The following is an 18,667-nucleotide window of genomic DNA, read 5'->3' on the forward strand; positions in this document are numbered from 1 at the left end:
GCTTGTAAACATGGCCCCTACGACCTCCCAACCGAGCAGGCAGGCCCTCACTGCATAAGGAGGGGCGTACGGGAAGGCATGCCTTCCTCTCTCCCGAGACCCTGCACAACCTTGACAGCGTTCGCTTCTGTCAGGGAGGAACCGTGGGGTCCGGAAGCTTTCAACTGACGCTGGGTGCACGTCCGCTCGCCGACGGTCGCACACATTTCCGTGTGTGGGCACCGCGCCGCCGACGAGTGGATGTCTGTGTCCACGAGTCGGGAGGACTTCGCTATCTGCCGCTCGAGCCCTCCGGGCGCGGCTACTTCGAGGGCACCCTCGCTGTCCCGGTGGGCAGCCTCTACAAATACCGTCTGGACGGTGGAGAGGCCTTCCCGGACCCCTGCTCCCGCTTCCAACCCGAGGGCCCCCATGGCCCCTCGCAGGTGGTGGACCCCACGCGCTATGCCTGGAAGGACAGCAACTGGCCAGGCGTCACATTGAAGGGCCAGGTCCTCTACGAGCTGCACATCGGCACCTTCACCCCCGAGGGCACCTACGCGGCGGCGGCCCGGAAGCTCCCGCTGCTCAAGGAGCTGGGTGTCACCACGCTGGAGCTGATGCCGCTGCACGCCTGTCCTGGCCGCTTCAACTGGGGCTACGACGGCGTCCAGCTCTACGCGCCTCACGCGGCTTACGGGGGTCCCGACGAGCTGCGGCAGCTGGTGGACGAGGCGCACCGGCTGGGGCTCGGCATCATCGTGGACGTCGTCTACAACCACCTGGGCCCGGACGGGAACTACCTGTCCCAGTATTCCCAGGGCTACTTCAACCCGAAGTACCCCAACGAGTGGGGCGACCCCACCAACTTCGATGACGGGGAGGCGGCGGGCCCCTCGCGCGACTTCTTCATCCAGAACGCCTGCTATTGGGTGGCCGAGTACCACTTCGACGGACTGCGCCTGGACGCCACGCAGAGCCTGTATGACGCCTCGCCGCGGCACATTGTGGGAGAGCTCGTCGAGCGGGTGCGCGAGGCAGCGGGCAAGCGGCATGTCCTCATCATCGGGGAGAACGAGCCCCAGGACGTGAAGCTGGTGAAGCCGCCCTCCGAGAAGGGGTACGGGGTGGACTCCATTTGGGTGGACGACTTCCACCACTCGGCGAAGGTGGCGGCGGTAGGCCGCTCCGAGGCCTACCTGATGGACTACTGCGGCACCGCGCAGGAGCTGCTGTCGTGCGTGCTGCGCAACTCGCTCTACCAGGGGCAGTACTACAAGTGGCAGAAGAAGCCCCGGGGCACGCCGCTGCTGCACACGGATCCAAAGCACGTCGTCTTCTACCTGCAGAACCATGATCAGCTCGCCAACGCCCTGAAGGGCGAGCGGTTGCACCAGCAGGCGGGGCCAGCGCGAGCCCGAGCACTGACGACGTTCTTCCTGCTGCTGCCCCAGACCCCCATGCTCTTCATGGGACAGGAGTTCTTCGCCTCCTCGCCCTTCCTCTACTTCGTGGATCACAACGCGGAGCTGCAGGAGCTGGTGCGCAAGGGGCGCAACGACTTCCTCTCCCAATTCCCGAGCGCTCGCCATGCCCTGGAGGTGGAGGGCTACCAGGTGCCCTTCGGCGAAGAGGCCTTCCGCCTGTCCAAGCTGGACTGGAGCGAGCGCGAGCGGAACACAGGAGCCCTGGCGCTCCACAAGGAGCTGCTGAGGCTGCGGCGGGAGGATCCGGTGTTCGCGGCGCAGGACCCGAAGCGCCTCACGGGAGCGGTGCTGTCGCAGCACGCGCTGGTGTTACGCTATTTCGGAAGCGGGCAGGAGGGCGACCGACTGGTGCTGCTCAACCTGGGGGCGGAGCTGGAGGTGGCCCCGTGTCCAGAGCCGCTGCTGGCTCCCCCACCGGGAAATAAGTGGAGCCTCCTCTTGGCTTCTGAGCACGTCCGCTACGGCGGAATGGGGACCCCGCCCTTCTCGGAAGAGACGCGCATGCGGATACCTGGACAGACGTCGCTCGTACTCACGAGCGAGGAGATGAAGACGTGACCCCTGCTGGAACTGAGTGCCCCTCCCTGCCCCGGCTCGCCTTCGACTGGCCCACGGGCGCGGACTTCTCGGACATCGTCACCCGCGAGTGGCTCGTGACCAACGGGCGAGGCGGATACGCCTCGTGCACGGTGGCGCGGTGCAACACGCGGCGCTACCACGGGATGTTCATCCCCGGTCTGGAGAAGCGGGGCCGCACGGTGCTGCTGGCGCGCCTGGGCGAGCTGGCCGTGGTGGGCGGCAGGACGTACCGGCTGGACGCGGAGGAGCTCGCGGACGGGACGCAGGTGTCCGAGGCCGCCACGCTGCTGCGCGGCTTCCACCTGGACGGCCTGGTGCCGCACTGGGTCTACCAGGTGGGCGAGGCGCGCATTCAGCGCAAGCTGGCGCTGGTGCACGGGGAAAACACGCTCATCGTGCTGTGGGAGCACCTGTCGGGTCCCGAGGTGACGCTGCGGCTGCGGCCCTTCCCGGCCATGCGCATGCACGATGACAAGCTGCACCACGCGGTGCTCGAGCCCACCGTGCTGCTGAGGGGCTCGCGCGTGGAGATGCAGGCGGGGGACGGCGTGCCTCCCATGAACATGCGCATCTACTCGCCCCGCCCAGCGCCATTCGTGGGGTTGCGCGAGACGAGCGCGCCGCAGTTCTACCGGGTGGAGAAGTCGCGCGGCTATGACTTCGTGGAGACGCTGGTGAGCCCGGGCTACTTCGAGTGCTCACTGAAGCCGGGCGAGTCCTTGGCCATGGGCGTCACCACGGAGGATCCGGCGGTGCTGGACCGGGAGCCCCAGGAGACGCTGGCCCTGGAGTACGAGCGCGAGCGGCGGCTGCTGCTGCGGGTTCCGCAGGAGGCACGGACGGGCGTGCCGGCACGGCTGGTGCTGGCGGCGGACCAGTTCATCATCGACCCGACGCGCCCCGCGGACGACGCCTGGGCTCGAGCGGTGGGTCAGGACGCGCGCTCGGTGATCGCCGGCTACCACTGGTTCACGGACTGGGGCCGGGACACGATGATCTCCCTGGAGGGGCTGACGCTGAGCACGGGCCGGCACAACACGGCGGCGGCCATCCTGCGCACCTTCCATCACCACGTGCGGGACGGCCTGCTGCCCAACCTCTTCCCCGAGGGCGAGAACGAGGGCCTGTACCACACGGCGGACGCGACGATGTGGTTCTTCCACGCGGTGGACCGCTACCTCGAGCACACGAAGGACGAGGAGTTGCTGCGGGACTTCTACCCGACGCTGGCGAAGATCATCGACCACCACCAGAAGGGAACGCGGCACAACATCCGGGTGGATCCCGCAGATGGACTGCTGAGCCAGGGCGACGAGGGCTACCAGCTCACGTGGATGGACGCGAAGGTGGACGGCTGGGTGGTCACGCCGAGGCGCGGCAAGCCGGTGGAGATCAACGCGCTGTGGTTCAACGCGCTGCGGCTGATGGTGGAGTGGTCGGAGCGGCTGGGCAAGGACGCGAGGCCATACGCGGCGGCGGCGGAGAAGGCCTACGCGAGCTTCAACCGGCGCTTCTGGAACGCGGCGGAGGCGTGCCTGTTCGACGTCGTGGACGGTGAGGACGGGAAGGACGATCCCGCGGTGAGACCGAACCAGGTGTTCGCCATCTCGTTGAAGAACCCGGTGCTGCGGCGGGACAAGTGGGAGCCGGTGCTGGAGAAGGTGCGCAAGGAATTGCTGACACCGGTGGGCCTGAGGAGCCTGGCGCCGGGGCACGCGGACTACAAGGCGAGGTACGACGGAGATCTGCGGGCGCGCGACGCGGCGTATCACCAGGGCACGGTGTGGGGTTGGCTGATCGGCCACTACGTGGATGCGGCGTTGAAGGTGAACCCAGACAAGAGCGCGGCGCGAGCGCTGCTCAACGGGATGGAGGATCACCTGGAGCACGCGGGCCTGGGGCAGATCAGTGAGATCTTCGATGCCACGGAGCCCTACCGGCCCCGAGGGTGCATCGCCCAGGCGTGGAGCGTGGCGGAGGCGCTGCGCGTCTTCCTGAAGACAGGGGAGCGCTGACCTCGCCCATGAGCGATGTGCGCCGGCTCTACATCCTCCGCTGCGGTTACGAGATCCTGCCGAAATCCGTTTCGGTACACGGCGCGGATCCCACCGTCATCCTGTGTGAGCCGGTCTGCGCCTATCTCCTGGATACGGCGCACGGCTGGGTCCTCTTCGATACGGGAGCCGATCCCGCACGGTTGAAGGATCCGGTGTTGCGCCAGCGGTTCTTCTCGGGTCCAGGCTGGCTGGCGCCACCCATCGTCCTGCCGGAGCACGAGCTGCTGCCGCAACTGGCGAGGCTGGGGGTTGGGGCGGATGACATCTCCGCCGTCATCCTCAGCCACGTCCATTACGACCATACGGGCCATCTCAAGTACTTTCGCAACGCCCGCATCTACATCCAGCGTCGCGAGTACGACTATGCCATGGGCCCTCACGGCAACCCGGCGGTGTTCGACGACGACTACCGGCTGGCGGACCGTGAGTGGAGGCTCGTCGACGGCGATTGGGAGTTGATGCCAGGGCTGCGTGGCGTCCTGACGCTCGGCCACATGCCGGGACACCAGTCGGTCGTCGTCGAGCTGCCCGCGAGTGGAACCAAGATCCTCGTCGCCGACGCGGGTGACCTGCACGAGAACTTTGAGCAGGAACGAGCACCCGGGGAGTGCTCGGACCCGGCGTTAGGCATTGCGTCGATTCGCAAGCTCAAGGCGATCCGCGACGCCACGGGCGGCGAGTTCGTCTTCATGCACGATCCGGACGACGTTCATTCACGCCGCCTCGCGCCGGACTTCTACGAATAGGCGGCTCGAGAAAAAAACATCACAAATCCTGAAAAGTCACTCCACCCATCAGCCCTGAGTGGGCCACCAGGAGGAGGACATGAACAGGAAAATGATTGTCAATGGGCTTCTGGCGGGATGTCTCTGCGTGTTCGCGGCGGCACCAGCCTGGGCCTTCGACAATGCAACGGCAGATCGGGTCCTACAGACCGCCCAGCAGAAGCTGCGGGCCACGTCCTCGGATCCCACGATACCGACGAACCAGTACCCCAAGGCCACGACCAACGGCCCGTGGCGGCTCGTCCCCAACACCGCCAACTTCGACTGGGTCCAGGGCTTCTTCCCGGGCCAGCTCTGGCTCATGTACGAGCAGGGACGAGATCCTTATTGGCGCACCAAAGCAGACGCCTGGACGCGCAACCTGGAGATCCAGAAGAGCAACACCGACCTCCGTCAAATCACCCACGACCTGGGCTTCAAGTTCATGACCAGCTTCGGCCAGGCGTACCGGCTGACGGGGGATGACTACTACCGACAGGTGATGTTGACGGCCGCCACCTCGCTGGCCAGACGTTACAACCCCACCGTGGGCGTCATCGATTGCTGCGATTGGAATGACGGCACCTGGCATGTGCCCATGGTTGTGGACACGATGATGAACCTGGAGCTGCTCTTCTGGGGGGCCCGGAACGGAGGAAATGCAGCCTGGAACGACATGGCGCTGAGCCATGCCCGGAAGACCGCTTCGGACATGGTCCGCGCGGACGGCGGCACCTTCCACGTGGTGGATTACAGCACCTCGGGCGCCATCCTCTCCCGGAAGACGTACCAGGGGTACTCCGACAGCTCCACCTGGGCTCGCGGACACGCCTGGGCCATCTACGGCTTCACCATGGCCTACCGGTACACGCGTGATCCGGGCATGCTGCAGGCCGCGCAGAAGGTCACCGACTACTACCTGGCCCGGGTGCCCGCCGATTACATTCCCAACTGGGACTTCAACGCCCCTCCGGACCAGCAGCAGAAGGACTCCTCCGCCGCCGCCATTGTCGCCTCGGCGCTCCAGGAGCTGAGCAGGTACGTCACCGACCCGACCGTGGCCCAGCGGTACCGGAACGCGGCCCTGGCGACGCTCGACACCCTCGCATCCCCGGCCTACCTGGGCTCGGCCACCACGGGCCCCGGCATCCTCCTGCACGGCGTGGCGTTCTACAGGAATGCGATCAATCCGCGGGGTGAGGACATCGACAAGAGCCTCATCTATGGGGACTACTACCTCGTCGAGGCGGTGAGCCGCTTCAAGCTGTGGAACCAGGACGGGTGGCTCTCGACGCTCGGCTTCCCCGAGAGCGTGCGCAGCCTGGGCACTGGCAACACCGGCGTGCGGATTGTCGAGTTCGACGTGACGCCGCTCAGCTATCCCATCGACGGCGTCATCGGCTACGCGGACACCTCAACCAACGTCACCGCCTACTCCAGCCTGGCCATGGCCATCCGCATGAACCCGAGCGGCTCCTTCGACGTGCGCCGAGGTGCTGCGTACGCCGCGCTCGCGAACGTGCCCTACCAGGCCAATGCCACATACCACGTGCGCATGCGCACGGACCTGAACGCCAAGACATACAGCGTCTGGGTGCGGCCTCCGGGAGGTACCGAGGTGCTCATCGCCGACCGCTTCGCCTTCCGCTCCGACGCGCCTGCCACAGATGACCTCGGCAAGGTGTCTCTCAAGAGCGGCCACTTCGACAACGAGTTCCGGGTCCGCAACCACACCGTACGCGCCGAGACAACCGCCGCTCCCAGCACGCGCCTGCGAACAGGGCGCTCAGCACCGGCGCAGCGGCCGTAGGGACGAACACCAACACTGAATCCCTACAAAGACACGGAAAGGCCTCGATACATGATTTCCTGTATTGGGGCTTTCCCCATTTATGATACATTGTTGCGACGAACGGCAATTCCTGCCGTTTCGTCTGTCAAACAGAGGGGAACCATGAAGAAGGCTTTGACGATCGCGCTCTTTGGTATGGCGGTGGCGGTGGGTGGCGTGCTGGGTGCGACCACGGGTGCCGAGGAGACCACCGCAGCGCCGTGCTGCTCGACCTGCGAAGAGGGCTACACCTACTGCCTCGAAGACTGTGCTGGCGACTCCACGTGCGAGAGCGCCTGTACCAGCAACTACAGGAGGTGCAGCAGGATCTGCAGCTTCTCCTGCTAATTAGGTCCGGCACGGGGTCCGAGCACGGCTGACGTTCGGGCCTCGGTTCGGCGAGGCGCGGTACCGAAAAAGTACGCGCGCCATGTCCAACGCATTTCGATCTCCCCTGCTGTAGACAATCGCGGCGCTCGCCACCGTCCAACCCCGTGCTCCGCAGCTCCAGGGGCTCAAAGATGCGCGTGCGCAACTGCTGGGCCAGCGGCGTCCCGGTCACCTTTTCGATGATGTGGCTGACGAGGATGTCATTGGTACTGGAATACTCAAAACGCGCTCCCGGCAACCGCCGGCACGTGTTCCTGTCACCCAGAGTTGATGAAGGTGAGACTCCCTACTTTCGGCTCGCGAGTCCCTGCCGGACGGCCCGGACGAGGACGCTCGCGGCCACTTCGCAGTCATCCGCGGAGCAGATGGCAGACACCACGGAGACGCCGTCCGCCCCCGCGGCAATGACACTCGCGGCGTTGGCGGCGTTGATGCCACCGATGGCCACAACCGGGACGGGCAAGCGGGGCCGCATACGGGCGAGCTCCTCCAACCCAAGCGCTGGAGTGGCATCCGCCTTGGAGCCGGTGGGGAAGATGGGACCCACGCCGGCGTAGTCCACCACCGCCGGATCCAACGTGCTCAGGTCCGCCGGCCCGGTGATGGACAACCCTACCAGCGCGTCGGGCCCCAGCAGGCGACGGGCCACCTCGGGGGGCAGATCGCCCTGCCCCACGTGGACTCCGTCCGCCCCCAGCGCCATTGCCAGATCCACCCTGTCATTGACGATGAGCGGCACCCCAAGTGGCCGGAGCCGTCCGAGCAGCGCCCGACCCAGCTCCAGCGTCTCGCGCGCCGAGGCGTCCTTCTCGCGCAGCTGCACCACGGTGGCCCCGCCGCGCACCGCGGCGAGCACCACGTCCACCAGCTCACGCCCGCGCGCCAGCAGGCGATCCGTGACGAGGTAGACGGACAGGTCGGGCACGCGACGGGACATAGGCGAAGCCTCCTCAGCGCACGCGAGCGCGGGCGCGCACGGTGTCCTCGTCCAGGGTGTAGAGCACGTCCAGCAGGTGCAGCTGCAACGAGCCCGGCCCCTTGGACTGCTCGGCAGCAAGCTCCCCCGCCATCCCCAACACCGAGAGGGCGCGCGCGGCGGCCAGCACCGCATCAGGCTCCACCGCCAGGAAGGCCCCCACCAGCGCGGAGGCCGTGCAGCCCATGCCCGTCACCCGAGCCATGAGCGGGTGGCCATTGTCCACCGCCACCACGCGCGAGCCGTCGGTGACGTAGTCCGTCTTGCCCGTGACAGCCACCACGGTGCCCAAGTTGGAGGCCAGTCGCCGTGCTGCCTCAAGCGAGGCCTCGGACGACTGGGTACTGTCCACCCCGCGCGTGGCGCCCGCCTCACCTGCCACGGCGAGTACCTCCGAGGCGTTGCCGCGGATGACTGCCGGAGCCTGGCGTGCCAGCTCGGCAGCGGTGCTGGTGCGGTAGCGCGTGGCCCCGGCACCCACCGGATCCAGCACCCAGGGCACCCGTGCTCGGCGCGCGGAGTGGACGGCCAGCTGCATGCCCTCCACCCACTCAGGCGAGAGCGTGCCGATATTCACCACCAGCGCCTGCGAGATGGCCGTGAAGTCCGCCACCTCCTCACGAGCGTGGACCATGGCGGGCGAGGCCCCCACGGCGAGCAGGGCGTTGGCCGTGTTGTTCATCACGACGTAGTTGGTGATGTTGTGCACGAGCGGCGACCGCTCCCGCACCGCCTTCAGCGACTCCCAGACTCCTGAGATCAGGTCCACTGCGAGTTCCTCCTGTCGGGTCATCTAGCACCGTCCGCCCCACGAGGGCAGGCAGACTGCTCTCCTGGCGTGCCGTTGAACTCGCCTTGCCTCCCAGGCTGCAAGAGAATGGGGTCGACATGCCCCTCTTCCACGGTTCAGGACGCGTCACGCCGCTCGGCAGACAACTGCTCGCCGAGCACATCCGGTCGGATACCGCCGCCCGAGAAGCCTCCGTGGCCCGGTTCAACAGTGGGGTGTGCTGCATTTTCATCCTCACCGCGCTCGCCCTGGGGCCCCTGCTCGGCTGGCCCCGCGCCCTCTCCGTGGCGGGCATGTGTGTCCTCTATGCCGGGTACTACGCGTGGCTCTCCCGGGTCCTGGACAGGGGCTGGTTCCATCCCGCCCTCTGCTGGTTCAACGTCTGCCTGGAGACCGCCGCCGGAGCGTGGATCTTCCTCTTCGACATCCTCTATGGCGACGTCGAGCAGGCGCTGTCCAATCCCTCGACCGTCCTCTGGAGCACGCTCATCCTGCTCGCGGCGTTGCGCGCCAATCGCGGGCTGGCCTTCTTCGCGGGCTGTCTCGTGACCGCCGAGATGCTGCTGCTCTACTTCTTCGTCGCCCTGCCCCGGATGAGTGAGCCCATCACCCTGATGTTCACGCCGACGCTCATGGTGCAGCGCGGCGTCTACTACTTCATCACCGGCGTCCTGGCGGCCTTCATCGCCAGCCACCTCACGCGCAAGGCCGAGGAGGCTCTGCATGCCATCCGAGCGAAGGACCTGCTGGGCAAGTACTTCCTCCACGAGAAGCTGGGGGTGGGAGGCATGGCGGAGGTGTTCCGCGCCACCTACAGCCCGGAGGGTGGCTTCGAGAAGGTGGTGGCCATCAAGCGCATCCTCCCGGCCTACGCCGAGGACGAGGACTTCGTGACGCTGTTCCGACGAGAGGCGGAACTGGGCTCGCTCCTCAACCACTCCAACATCGTCCAGGTGTTCGACGTGGGCCGGTTCTCGGACACCTACTTCATGGCCATGGAGTTCATCGAGGGGCTCTCGCTGCGCGAGTTGATCAAGCTCCACGGCCGTCTGCCGCCCGAGGTGGTGGCCTACATCGGGGCCGAGATGGGCCAGGCGCTCGACTACGTCCACCGGCGCACGGCGAGCGACGGCGTCCCGTTGAACCTCGTCCACCGGGACGTGAACCCGCCCAACATCCTGCTGTCGCGCATTGGGGAGGTGAAGCTGGGAGACTTCGGAGTCGCCCGCGCGGCCATCCATGTTCGCCTCACCCAGGTCGACCGAGTCCGCGGCAAGCTGGGGTACCTGTCCCCGGAGCAAGCCCGGGGCGAACCATTCGACGGGCGCGCGGATCTCTTCGCGCTCGGCCTCACGCTGCACGAGGCGCTCACGGGACGGCGCGTCGTCTCTGGAGAAGATGTCTCCGACATGACGCGGAGCACCCCCCCACCCTCCATCTTGCCGCCCTCGACCATCCGTCCAGAAATCCCCCCCGAGCTCGACGCCGCCATCATGGGCCTGCTCCAGTGGAGGGTGATGGACCGCACGCCCCGAGGACTGCGGCTGCGCGAGCAACTCTGTGCGCTCACCGGAGCCTTCGCGCCCTATCCCCACGGGCAGGAAGCACTGGCCCGCCTGGTTCAGGAGACGATGGTGCACAAGAGGGTACCGGTCGCGGTGCCCACTCCGGAGCAGGAGACCCGGCCGGAGGGTGGCCCGGTCTTCGCGAGGAGCGAGGAGCCCACGGCGGTCCTCTCACCGAAGGGCTCGATCGCGGCGGGTGGGAAGGACTGACGTTAAAAGAGGTAACATGCGAAGCATCGATTCATGGCTCCGAGTGGGCCTCTTGCTCCTTCTGGGGTTCACGCTCAGCGCCTGTGGGCTGGTGCGCAACTACATCCAGGAGGACCGGAAGTCCTCGCACGAGCTTCCGGCCTTCACCCATCAGGCGGGAGCCTGGCGCACCGAGCAAGTGCGGATGCGGGATGGCGTGGAGCTGTCCACCCGCATCCTGCTGCCCAAGGGCGTAGAGCGGGCACCGGTGGTGCTCATCCGCAACCCTTACGATCTCCGCTTCGTCTTCGAGCTGAGCTGCGACCTGTTCGTCCGCTATGGCATGGGCTGTGTCCTCCAGGACGTGCGCGGGCGGCTCGACAGCGGTGGCGAGTGGTGGCCCCTGATGAATGAGCTCGCCGACGGCGAGGACACGCTGCGCTGGCTCGTGCAGCAGCCCTTCGTCGACGGCCGTGTCGCGCTCTATGGCATGTCGTATCTCGGGGGAACCGCGCTCGCGGCTTCGGCGGGGCAACTCCCGGCGGAGGTGAAGACGATCGTCGTCAGCGTCTTCGGCACGGACCTGAGAGAGGTGCTCTCCGAGCGAGGCCTGATGCCGCACGAGCTCCTGACGGCGTGGGCGGCCTACATGCCGGGACGCGAGGCGAAGCGCAGCGCGGGATCGGCCTACAAGAAGATGCTCGCGCACTGGCCCCACCTCGAGGCGGATGTCGCGAGCTTCGGGAAGCCCCTCCCCTTCTACCGTGAGTGGTTGACGTCCCTGGAGCCCGGAGGGCCGCTGTGGAAGCGGCCGGAGACCGAGGCCCTGCGCCAGAGCCCAAAGCACCTTGGGATTCCGATGCTCCTCGTCGGAGGGTTCGACGATCCCTTCCTCCCGGCTACCCTGCGCACCTGGGAATCGCTCGCCACGCGCGAGCAGAGCGTCATCTTGGTGGGGCCGTGGAACCACCTGGGAACGCAAGGTGGAGCAAGCGCGAAGGTCGAGGGCGTCAAGGACGGCCTTGAGCAGTGGGGAACCGTGATTCCCTGGCTGCGCCACACGCTCCAGGGCGTTCCCCTGCCGTATGCCACCGGTCGCGCGCATATCGCCGGGCATGGAGACTCGGGCTTCCGCGAGCTGCCGACCTGGCCTCCCGCAACGCAGGAGCAGGTGCTCTTCCTCAATGCGGCGCAGGCCGCCGCGGCGCCGGGGGCCTGTGCCTCCTCCTCGCTGATGCCCGAGCCGGCCTCGACGCTCGCGGAGCTGAGCTACCGCTATGACCCTCGCCAGCCGTGGAAGAGCGAGGGCGGCGCACGAGGAATCGCGTTTGCCTTCTTGCGAGGGGATGGCGTCGAGCCTGGACCCGTGAAGCAGACGTGGCCGTGCAAGCGCGAGGATGTGCTGCGCTTCCTGGGAGCAGAAGCCGTCCGTGACGAGCGCATCGCCGGCCGGGCGAGGTTGCGCCTGCGCGTGCGTTCGAGCGCGGAGGACACCGCGTTCGTCGCCAAGCTCGTGGACGTGGACGCTCGGGGGCGAGCACTCCACGTGACCGATGGCGCGGCCACCCTGCGCTGGCCCACCGCGGAGACAGAGACGCTCGTGCCCTACGCACCAGGAACCGAGCGCGAGGTGGAGATCGACTTCCATCCCACCTCCTGGGTGCTCGCGAAGGGGCACCGGCTCGGGGTGTGGGTGTCCTCATCGAGCCACCCCATGCTGTCGGTGCACATGAACACCGCGCGTCCCTGGTACGAGGAGACAACGCCCGTGGTGGCGCGGCAGACGGTGGTGCTCGGAGGAGAGGGAGGCTCGCGGCTCTCCCTGCCACTCGAACTCCCAGCCACAGCCGGCTCCGCGGCACGGTGAAGAATCCCTCTCATCCGGTGACGCTGGCTGTGTAGCCCCCGGGCAACACCTATACGAAATCCCTCCCGTCAGGTGCTGCTCGCGAGGCTACAGGGAGCCAGACACTCAGCCCGCGTGCTTCTCGATGAGCTTGCCGATGCGGGGAATGGCGGCCTCGACGTTCTTCTTCGCCGTGCCGCGGAGCTTCTCGTAGGTGCCCTTCACGAGCCCACTCTGCGCGTTGCGAACCTTCCCGTCGGTGATGGCGAGCAGGGCATCCGCGGCGCGCCCCGAGTTCGACGTGATGTGGGCGGAGACCGACTTCCCGCCCGTCTTGGCCTCCTGGTAGAGCGGCTCGAGCGCCGCGGCGAACGCGGGGAGGAGATCCTCGACGGCGTGCTTGATGAAGCCGGGCTTGATGCCCTTCACGGCGCTGTAGCCCGCCTTGATGGCGAAACCCGAGATGCCGCCCTTGTCGGCGACCTCGGCGTCGATGAGCTCACAGCAGTCGTCGATGACCGCAGCCTTCTTGGTCTCGTTGGTAAGTGTCTCGGTGAGTGACGCCATCCCATCATGCCTTTCGTTCACCGGGCGGAACGCAACCGGGGGCCGGGAGTTCCTGTCCGGCCCGACCGGGCGCATAGCACATCCCACGCACGGGAGGGCCTTCACGCCTCGGGCCAGGCCGTCAGGTAAACACCCCTGGGTTCCGAATCAAGTCTCCCTCGGGACGTGCGCTACGCCACGGAGTGCCGGAGCTCCGCCTCGAGCGCCTCCGGTTCCTCCTCCGACTCCTGCTGCCCGGCTACCTCTGCCACGGGCAGGAACACACGGAAGGTGCTGCCCTGCCCCTCGAGGCTGTCCACGGACATGACGCCGCCGAGCGCGCGGATGATGTCATGGCTGATGGACAGGCCCAGCCCTGTCCCCTCTCCTACCGGCTTGGTCGTGAAGAAGGGCTCGAAGATGCGCTCGAGGTTCTCGACGGGAATCCCACACCCGTTGTCCTGGATCTCCACCGCCACCTGCGTGGTGCCCTGCATGCGCGTCACCAGCCGGATCTCCCCCCCGGTCTTGGGCAGCGCCTGCGCCGCATTGATGAGCAGGTTGGTGAAGACCTGGGCGAGCTGCACGGAGTTGCCGAGCACCTGGGGCAGCTCCCCGTAATCACGCACCAGCCGCCCTCGGCTGCGCAGCCGGCCCCACGCCAGGTGGACCGAGTTCTCCAGCACCTCGTGCAGATCCAATGGGTGGGTGAGCACCGCGTCGCCGCGTGAGAGCGCCCGGAGGCTCTCGACGATGAGCCGCATGCGCTCGGTGCCCTCGCGGGCCTCGGTGAGCGCCTCCAGCAGCTCGCCCAGGTCCTCCTGGGGCAGCTCCAACCGGCGCAGCTCGGTGCCGATAAAGCCGAGGTTGCTGGAAACGAAGGACAGCGGGTTGTTGATCTCATGCGCCACGCCCGCGGCGAGCATCCCGATGGACGCCATCCGCTCGTTCAGCCGCAGGCGCTGCTCGTTCTCGCGCTGCTCGGTGATGTCCCGCACCGTGACAGCCATGCAGTCGCCCACCGCGTTCAGCTGGCGGCGGAACCAGCGGCGGCCTTGCCCGGGAACGACCTGCTCCACCACCTCGTCATGGGGCCGGCCCGTCCGCCACACCTGCTCGCACAGGGGGAAGGGGGCGATGAAGGCCGCGTGCGGAAATTCGGAGAGCAGGTGCCCTTCCACTTCGCGCGCCTCGCGGCCCAGCAGGGACTCGGCATGGGCGTTGAGGCGCAGCAGGCGCAGCTGCTCCTGTTCGCGCTGGAGGATGAAGAACGCGTCGAAGCTGCTGCTGGCCGCCGCCCGGAAGAGGGCCTCGCTCTGGCGCTGAGCCGCCTCGCCTCGCCGGTAGTTCGACAGATCCCGGACGATCCCGAACAGCCCCACCACCTGCCCATCCTGCCGGCGGAGGATTCCCTTCGTGGAGAGCCAATCCCGCTGCACTCCCGCCAACTGCTCGCGGATCTCCGCGTGCAGCGTGTGCCCGGCCAGCAGCGTCTGCCGGTCGAACTCCAGCGTGTTCTGCGCCTCCTCCGGAGACATCAGCTCGCTGTCCTTGCGACCGATGATCTCCTCCGCCGGTCTGCCGAGGAAGCGCGCCCCAACGCTGTTGATGAAGGTGTAGCGCCCCTGCAGATCCTTGGTGAAGACCGCGTCCGGTAGCTCCTCGACAATGGAGAGGAAGAGCTCTCGGTCGGTGTGGCCCGGAAGAGGCTCTGACCCCGCTCCTCCAGCCCCCCCAGCCACGCTGCCATCGTTCATGATGAAGAACGGAATACCCATGAAGGGGTGGCGGGTGCAGTTGATCCCTCGTCCAACCCCCGCCTCTTTCGTCCAACATCTCACATTTGGTCCAACCGGGGTTCCAGGGCGCGTCCGCTGCCGCACACCTCCACCCCAGTTTGGCACCGGATGTGGGTGGAACCACACACACGGAGCGATCCCCTCGAACCCGGGAAAAACCCCCAAGGCTGTAAGAAGTTCCAGAAACCGGGTCTGTAAAAACGACCGATTACCGGCCTAGTCATGGTGGGCCCGCGCTGCAAGTGCCTGCTTTCACTGAGGGACGTTCCGATTTGCCCGCTGGCACCCGTATTGCTCTTGGCAAGGGGCACGAAGTCGAAACGCAAACCCCACCTTCTTAACCACCCCCGAGAGACGACCCCATGCAGGCCACCTCTTCCTTCTCCGCCGACACCCTCTCCACGTACCTCTCGGACATCAACCAGTACCCGCTGCTCACGCAGCCCGAGGAGCAGGCGCTGGCTCGCCGCTTCCGCTCGGGCGACCTGGCCGCGGGTCACAAGTTGGTGACGAGCAACCTGCGCTTCGTGGTGAAGGTCGCCTACGAGTACCGCTCCTACGGCATCAAGATGTCCGACCTCATCCAGGAGGCGAACATCGGCCTGATGAAGGCGGTGCAGAAGTTTGATCCGGACAAGGGCATCCGCCTCATCTCCTACGCGGTGTGGTGGATCCGCGCCTACATCCAGAACTACATCCTGAAGAACTGGAGCCTGGTGAAGCTGGGCACCACGCAGGCCCAGCGCCGGCTGTTCTTCAGCCTGGCGCGTACGCGGCGCGAGCTGGAAAAGCTCGGCTCGGGCGACGGCGCCATCGTCGACGCGGAAGAGATCGCCCGGAAGCTGAACGTGAAGGCCTCCGAGGTGCGCGAGATGGAGCAGCGCATGGGCGGACGGGACTTGTCGCTGGACGCGCCCGTGGGCGAGGAGGGCGACGCCACGCACCTGGACTTCGTGGAGTCGGAGTCCAGCTCGCAGGTGGATGAGGTCGCCGACCGGCAGCAGGCGAAGATGACGCGTGATCGCATCCAGCAGGCGCTGATGCGGCTGGATCCGCGCGAGCGCTTCATCATCGAGCACCGGGTGATGGGCGACGCGGAGATGACCCTCAGCGAGCTGGGCGAGCACTTCGGCTTCTCGCGCGAGCGCGCCCGTCAGCTGGAGATCCGCGCCAAGGACAAGCTCAAGGCGGAGCTGGCCTCCCTCATGGCCGAGGTGGGCATGGACGAGGCGTCCGCCCTGTAACCCTACTCGGGAACGAGTAGGCTTCAGGGACGATGAAGCCGTGGAAGGTGATTGATCGGGCGCCCGCTCCGGGCGGTGGGGAGCTGGTGCTGCACCAGCGAGGTGAGGAGTTCGCCATCCGTGTGAACGGCCGCGAGCTCATGTCCAGCCGCCAGCATGGCTCCGAGGAGAAGATGGCCGAGGTGGCCTGTACGGGCCTCGGCGGGAAACGCCCACGAGTCCTCGTGGGCGGACTGGGGCTGGGTTACACGGTCCGAGCCGCGCTGGAGCGGCTGCCGCCAGAAGCCGAGGTCATTGTCTCGGAGCTGGTCCCGGCGGTCGTCGCGTGGAACCAGGGCGTGTTGGCCCCCTTGGCGGGTAAGCCCCTCGAGGATCCCCGAGTGAAGGTGGAGACGCGGGACGTGGGAGAGCTCCTCCGTCAGGCGGAGGGGCACTACGACGCGATCCTCCTGGACGTGGACAACGGGCCCGAGGCCCTCACCCAAGAGCAAAACCGCTGGCTCTACGGAGAGCGCGGACTGGCCTCCATCCGGCGCGCGCTGAAGCCGCGGGGCGTGGTGGTGGTGTGGTCCGCCTCGCCGGATCGCGCCTTCTCCAGCCGGCTGAAGCGGGCGGGTTTCAACACGGAGGTGGTGGAGACTCCCGCGCGAGGCAAGGGGGGTGGGCCCCTGCACACCCTCTTCATCGGGCGCGTGTAAGTGACAACCACCTGACAATGAGGCTTCGGGAAATGAAAAGGGGGGGCTTCCTTTGTTCCCCCAAAGATGCCACATAGGGGCTTCCGCTCGCACAGAGCGACGGAGTTTCGGCGCATTCCACCGCGCCGGATGAGAAAGAAGAAAAGTAAATGGCGACTGGTACCGTGAAGTGGTTCAACGACGCGAAGGGCTTCGGTTTCATCACGCAGGAGGGCGGTGGCGAGGATCTGTTCTGCCACCACACCGCCATCCAGACCGAGGGCTTCCGCACCCTGGCCGAGGGCCAGCGCGTGGAGTTCGATGTGGCCCGCGGCCCCAAGGGTCTGCAGGCGCAGAACGTCCGTCCGCTGTGATGCGGACCTGAGCCACTTCGAATAGTGGCTCGAACCAGGGCCTGCTTCCCTTACTGGGAGCAGGCCCTTGGTATTTCTAGAGCGCCCGTCCGGAGATCCGAGGCTTGCGCCCTGCCCACGGGCGAGCCTGCTCCAGCTGCGCGGCGAGGCGAAAGAGTGTGGCCTCGTCTCCGAAGCGAGCGGCGAACTGCACGCCGATGGGCAGCCCGGCGGCGTTCCAGTAGAGCGGCACCGACATGGCCGGCTGCCCCGTCAGGTTGAAGAGCTGGGTGTTGGGCGTCCGCTCCAGGCTGTTGCCGGCGAGCTCGTCGAACATCTTGAGGATGGCGGGCTTCAACGGGAGCTTGCGCAAGACGGTCAGGGCCGCGAGCTCGGCAGGTTTGAGCGCCAGCTCTCCGATGCGCACCGGCGGATAGGCCAGCGTCGCATCCAGGAAGAGCTCGTACCGCTCGTGGAAGGCCGCCATGATTCGGGAGGCCCGGTGCATGGAGTTCCGCGCCTTCTGTAGATCGGCCGCGGTGAGGATGTTGCCAATCTGCGCGAGCGCCCAGGTCGAGGCCTCGACGTCGGTCGGGCCCACCGTCTTGCCGTTCAGCGCGCCAATCTCCTCCACCTGCACCGCCACGTTGGCCGCGACGATCACGAGGTAGGCACGCGCCAACTCCTCGCGATCGAACCGGGGGGCGTCCTCGACAACCTCGTGACCCAGCTCCTGGCAGAGCTTCACCGCGTCCTGGACGGCGGCCACACACTCCGAGTGCATGTTCTTCCCGAGGAGCGAGCTCGTGGAGAAGGCGATGCGGAGCCGTCCAGGCGCGGTGCCCACCTCCTGGAGGAAGGGCCTGGCGGGAGGCGGCGCCACGTAGGGCGCACCTGGCTCCGTCCCTTGGGTCGCATCGAGCATCGCGGCGCTGTCGCGCACGCTGCGGGTGAGCACGTGCTGCTGGACGAACCCGCCCCACCCTTCCCCCACATCCGGGCCCACGGGGTTACGGGCGCGGGTCGGCTTGAGGCCGAAGAGGCCGCACGCGGATGAGGGGATACGGATGGAGCCGCCTCCGTCTCCGCCGTGGGCCATGGGCACCACCCGTGCCGCCACACAGGCCGCCGAGCCTCCACTGGAGCCTCCGGGCGTGTGGTCCGGGTTCCACGGGTTGCGCGTGGGACCGCGCAGCGCGGGCTCGGTGATGCCGAGGATCCCCAGCTCGGGCGTGGCCGTCTTGCCCAGCATGATGACGCCCGCGCGACGGAAGCGCTTCATCAGCTCCGCGTCATGATCGGGGACAAAGCCCACCAGCGCCCGGCAGCCGCCCGCGTAGGGCTCGTTCGCCAGATAGCCGTCCAGGTCCTTCACCAGGAAGGGAACGCCGGAGAACGGCCCCTCGGGCAGCGGCCTCACGGCGGCCTCACGCGCCTGATCGTACATTTTGTGGACGACCGCGTTGAGCATGGGGTTGATGGCCTCGATGCGCGCGATCGCCTCCTCCACCAGCTCGGTGGGATGGACTTCCTTCTTGCGAACCAGCCCGGCAAGGGCGGTGGCGTCGAGCTCGTCGTAACCCTGGATGGCCATG

General features: G+C 67.1%; 15 protein-coding genes and 1 pseudogene. 10 read left to right on the plus strand and 6 right to left on the minus strand.

Features of this window, described 5'->3' with window-relative positions:
- Window positions 1–143: 143 nt before the first annotated feature.
- The 5 genes from treZ to F0U60_RS31980 all read left to right on the plus strand — a co-directional run bounded on the left by treZ (window position 144) and on the right by F0U60_RS31980 (window position 7,045).
- The gene (treZ, locus tag F0U60_RS31960; RefSeq protein WP_395805507.1) at window positions 144–2,024 is read left to right on the plus strand and encodes a malto-oligosyltrehalose trehalohydrolase; all 1,881 of its coding nucleotides are present in this window, start codon (window positions 144–146) and stop codon (window positions 2,022–2,024) included.
- The gene (locus F0U60_RS31965) at window positions 2,021–4,060 is read left to right on the plus strand and encodes an amylo-alpha-1,6-glucosidase (RefSeq protein WP_395805509.1); all 2,040 of its coding nucleotides are present in this window, start codon (window positions 2,021–2,023) and stop codon (window positions 4,058–4,060) included. The genes treZ and F0U60_RS31965 overlap by 4 nt, the downstream gene beginning before the upstream one ends.
- An 8-nt stretch (window positions 4,061–4,068) precedes the next feature.
- Window positions 4,069–4,848 carry an N-acyl homoserine lactonase family protein gene (locus F0U60_RS31970; RefSeq protein WP_395805511.1) on the plus strand — a complete coding sequence of 260 codons (780 nt, stop codon included), beginning with the start codon at window positions 4,069–4,071 and terminating at the stop codon, window positions 4,846–4,848.
- A 79-nt stretch (window positions 4,849–4,927) separates the two neighbouring features.
- Complete coding sequence (locus F0U60_RS31975) at window positions 4,928–6,676, plus strand: glycoside hydrolase family 88 protein (protein WP_395805513.1); 1,749 nt, start codon at window positions 4,928–4,930, stop codon at window positions 6,674–6,676.
- A gap of 144 nt (window positions 6,677–6,820) precedes the next feature.
- Complete coding sequence (locus F0U60_RS31980; RefSeq protein WP_395826023.1) at window positions 6,821–7,045, plus strand: hypothetical protein; 225 nt, start codon at window positions 6,821–6,823, stop codon at window positions 7,043–7,045.
- Window positions 7,046–7,184: 139 nt separating this feature from the next.
- On the opposite strand, the pseudogene F0U60_RS31985 reads toward F0U60_RS31980, so the two are convergent.
- The 3 genes and pseudogenes from F0U60_RS31985 to thiM all read right to left on the minus strand — a co-directional run.
- Window positions 7,185–7,325: pseudogene (locus F0U60_RS31985) on the minus strand (serine hydrolase); the annotation flags it as partial.
- A 48-nt stretch (window positions 7,326–7,373) separates the two neighbouring features.
- A complete protein-coding gene (gene thiE / locus F0U60_RS31990; RefSeq protein WP_395805515.1) occupies window positions 7,374–8,024 on the minus strand; it encodes a thiamine phosphate synthase in 651 nt (216 codons plus the stop codon).
- A 13-nt stretch (window positions 8,025–8,037) separates the two neighbouring features.
- On the minus strand, window positions 8,038–8,832 hold the full coding sequence (thiM, locus tag F0U60_RS31995) for a hydroxyethylthiazole kinase (protein WP_395805517.1): 795 nt from the start codon (window positions 8,830–8,832) through the stop codon (window positions 8,038–8,040).
- A 119-nt stretch (window positions 8,833–8,951) separates the two neighbouring features.
- On the opposite strand from thiM, the gene F0U60_RS32000 reads away from it, so the two are divergent.
- Together F0U60_RS32000 and F0U60_RS32005 are read left to right on the plus strand one after the other, a co-directional pair.
- Entirely contained in the window at window positions 8,952–10,628 is a 1,677-nt protein-coding gene (locus tag F0U60_RS32000) for a serine/threonine-protein kinase (protein WP_395805519.1), read from the plus strand.
- 16 nt (window positions 10,629–10,644) lie between these two features.
- Window positions 10,645–12,474, plus strand: a complete 1,830-nt coding sequence (locus tag F0U60_RS32005; protein WP_395805521.1) for a CocE/NonD family hydrolase — start codon at window positions 10,645–10,647, stop codon at window positions 12,472–12,474.
- 105 nt (window positions 12,475–12,579) lie between these two features.
- On the opposite strand, the gene F0U60_RS32010 is transcribed toward F0U60_RS32005, so the two are convergent.
- Window positions 12,580–13,020 (minus strand): DUF6918 family protein, encoded by a 441-nt coding sequence (locus F0U60_RS32010; protein ID WP_395805523.1) that lies wholly within the window; start codon window positions 13,018–13,020, stop codon window positions 12,580–12,582.
- A 170-nt stretch (window positions 13,021–13,190) separates the two neighbouring features.
- Window positions 13,191–14,756: an ATP-binding protein gene (locus tag F0U60_RS32015; RefSeq protein ID WP_395805525.1), complete on the minus strand. Its 1,566-nt coding sequence runs from the start codon at window positions 14,754–14,756 to the stop codon at window positions 13,191–13,193.
- Between the two features lie 404 nt (window positions 14,757–15,160).
- Here F0U60_RS32015 and rpoH point away from each other — a divergent pair, with 404 nt between their 5' ends.
- The 3 genes from rpoH to F0U60_RS32030 all read left to right on the plus strand — a co-directional run bounded on the left by rpoH (window position 15,161) and on the right by F0U60_RS32030 (window position 17,093).
- A complete protein-coding gene (gene rpoH, locus F0U60_RS32020) occupies window positions 15,161–16,042 on the plus strand; it encodes an RNA polymerase sigma factor RpoH (RefSeq protein WP_395805527.1) in 882 nt (293 codons plus the stop codon).
- A gap of 32 nt (window positions 16,043–16,074) precedes the next feature.
- Window positions 16,075–16,740 (plus strand): spermidine synthase, encoded by a 666-nt coding sequence (locus F0U60_RS32025; RefSeq protein ID WP_395805529.1) that lies wholly within the window; start codon window positions 16,075–16,077, stop codon window positions 16,738–16,740.
- 149 nt (window positions 16,741–16,889) lie between these two features.
- On the plus strand, window positions 16,890–17,093 hold the full coding sequence (locus F0U60_RS32030) for a cold-shock protein (protein ID WP_203405671.1): 204 nt from the start codon (window positions 16,890–16,892) through the stop codon (window positions 17,091–17,093).
- Between the two features lie 76 nt (window positions 17,094–17,169).
- Here F0U60_RS32030 and F0U60_RS32035 read toward each other — a convergent pair whose 3' ends face one another.
- Window positions 17,170–18,666 (minus strand): amidase, encoded by a 1,497-nt coding sequence (locus tag F0U60_RS32035; RefSeq protein WP_395805532.1) that lies wholly within the window; start codon window positions 18,664–18,666, stop codon window positions 17,170–17,172.
- Window position 18,667 lies beyond the last annotated feature (1 nt).

Origin of the sequence: Archangium minus, from assembly GCF_044360475.1 — a bacterium.
Classification (GTDB): Bacteria; Myxococcota; Myxococcia; order Myxococcales; family Myxococcaceae; genus Archangium; species Archangium minus.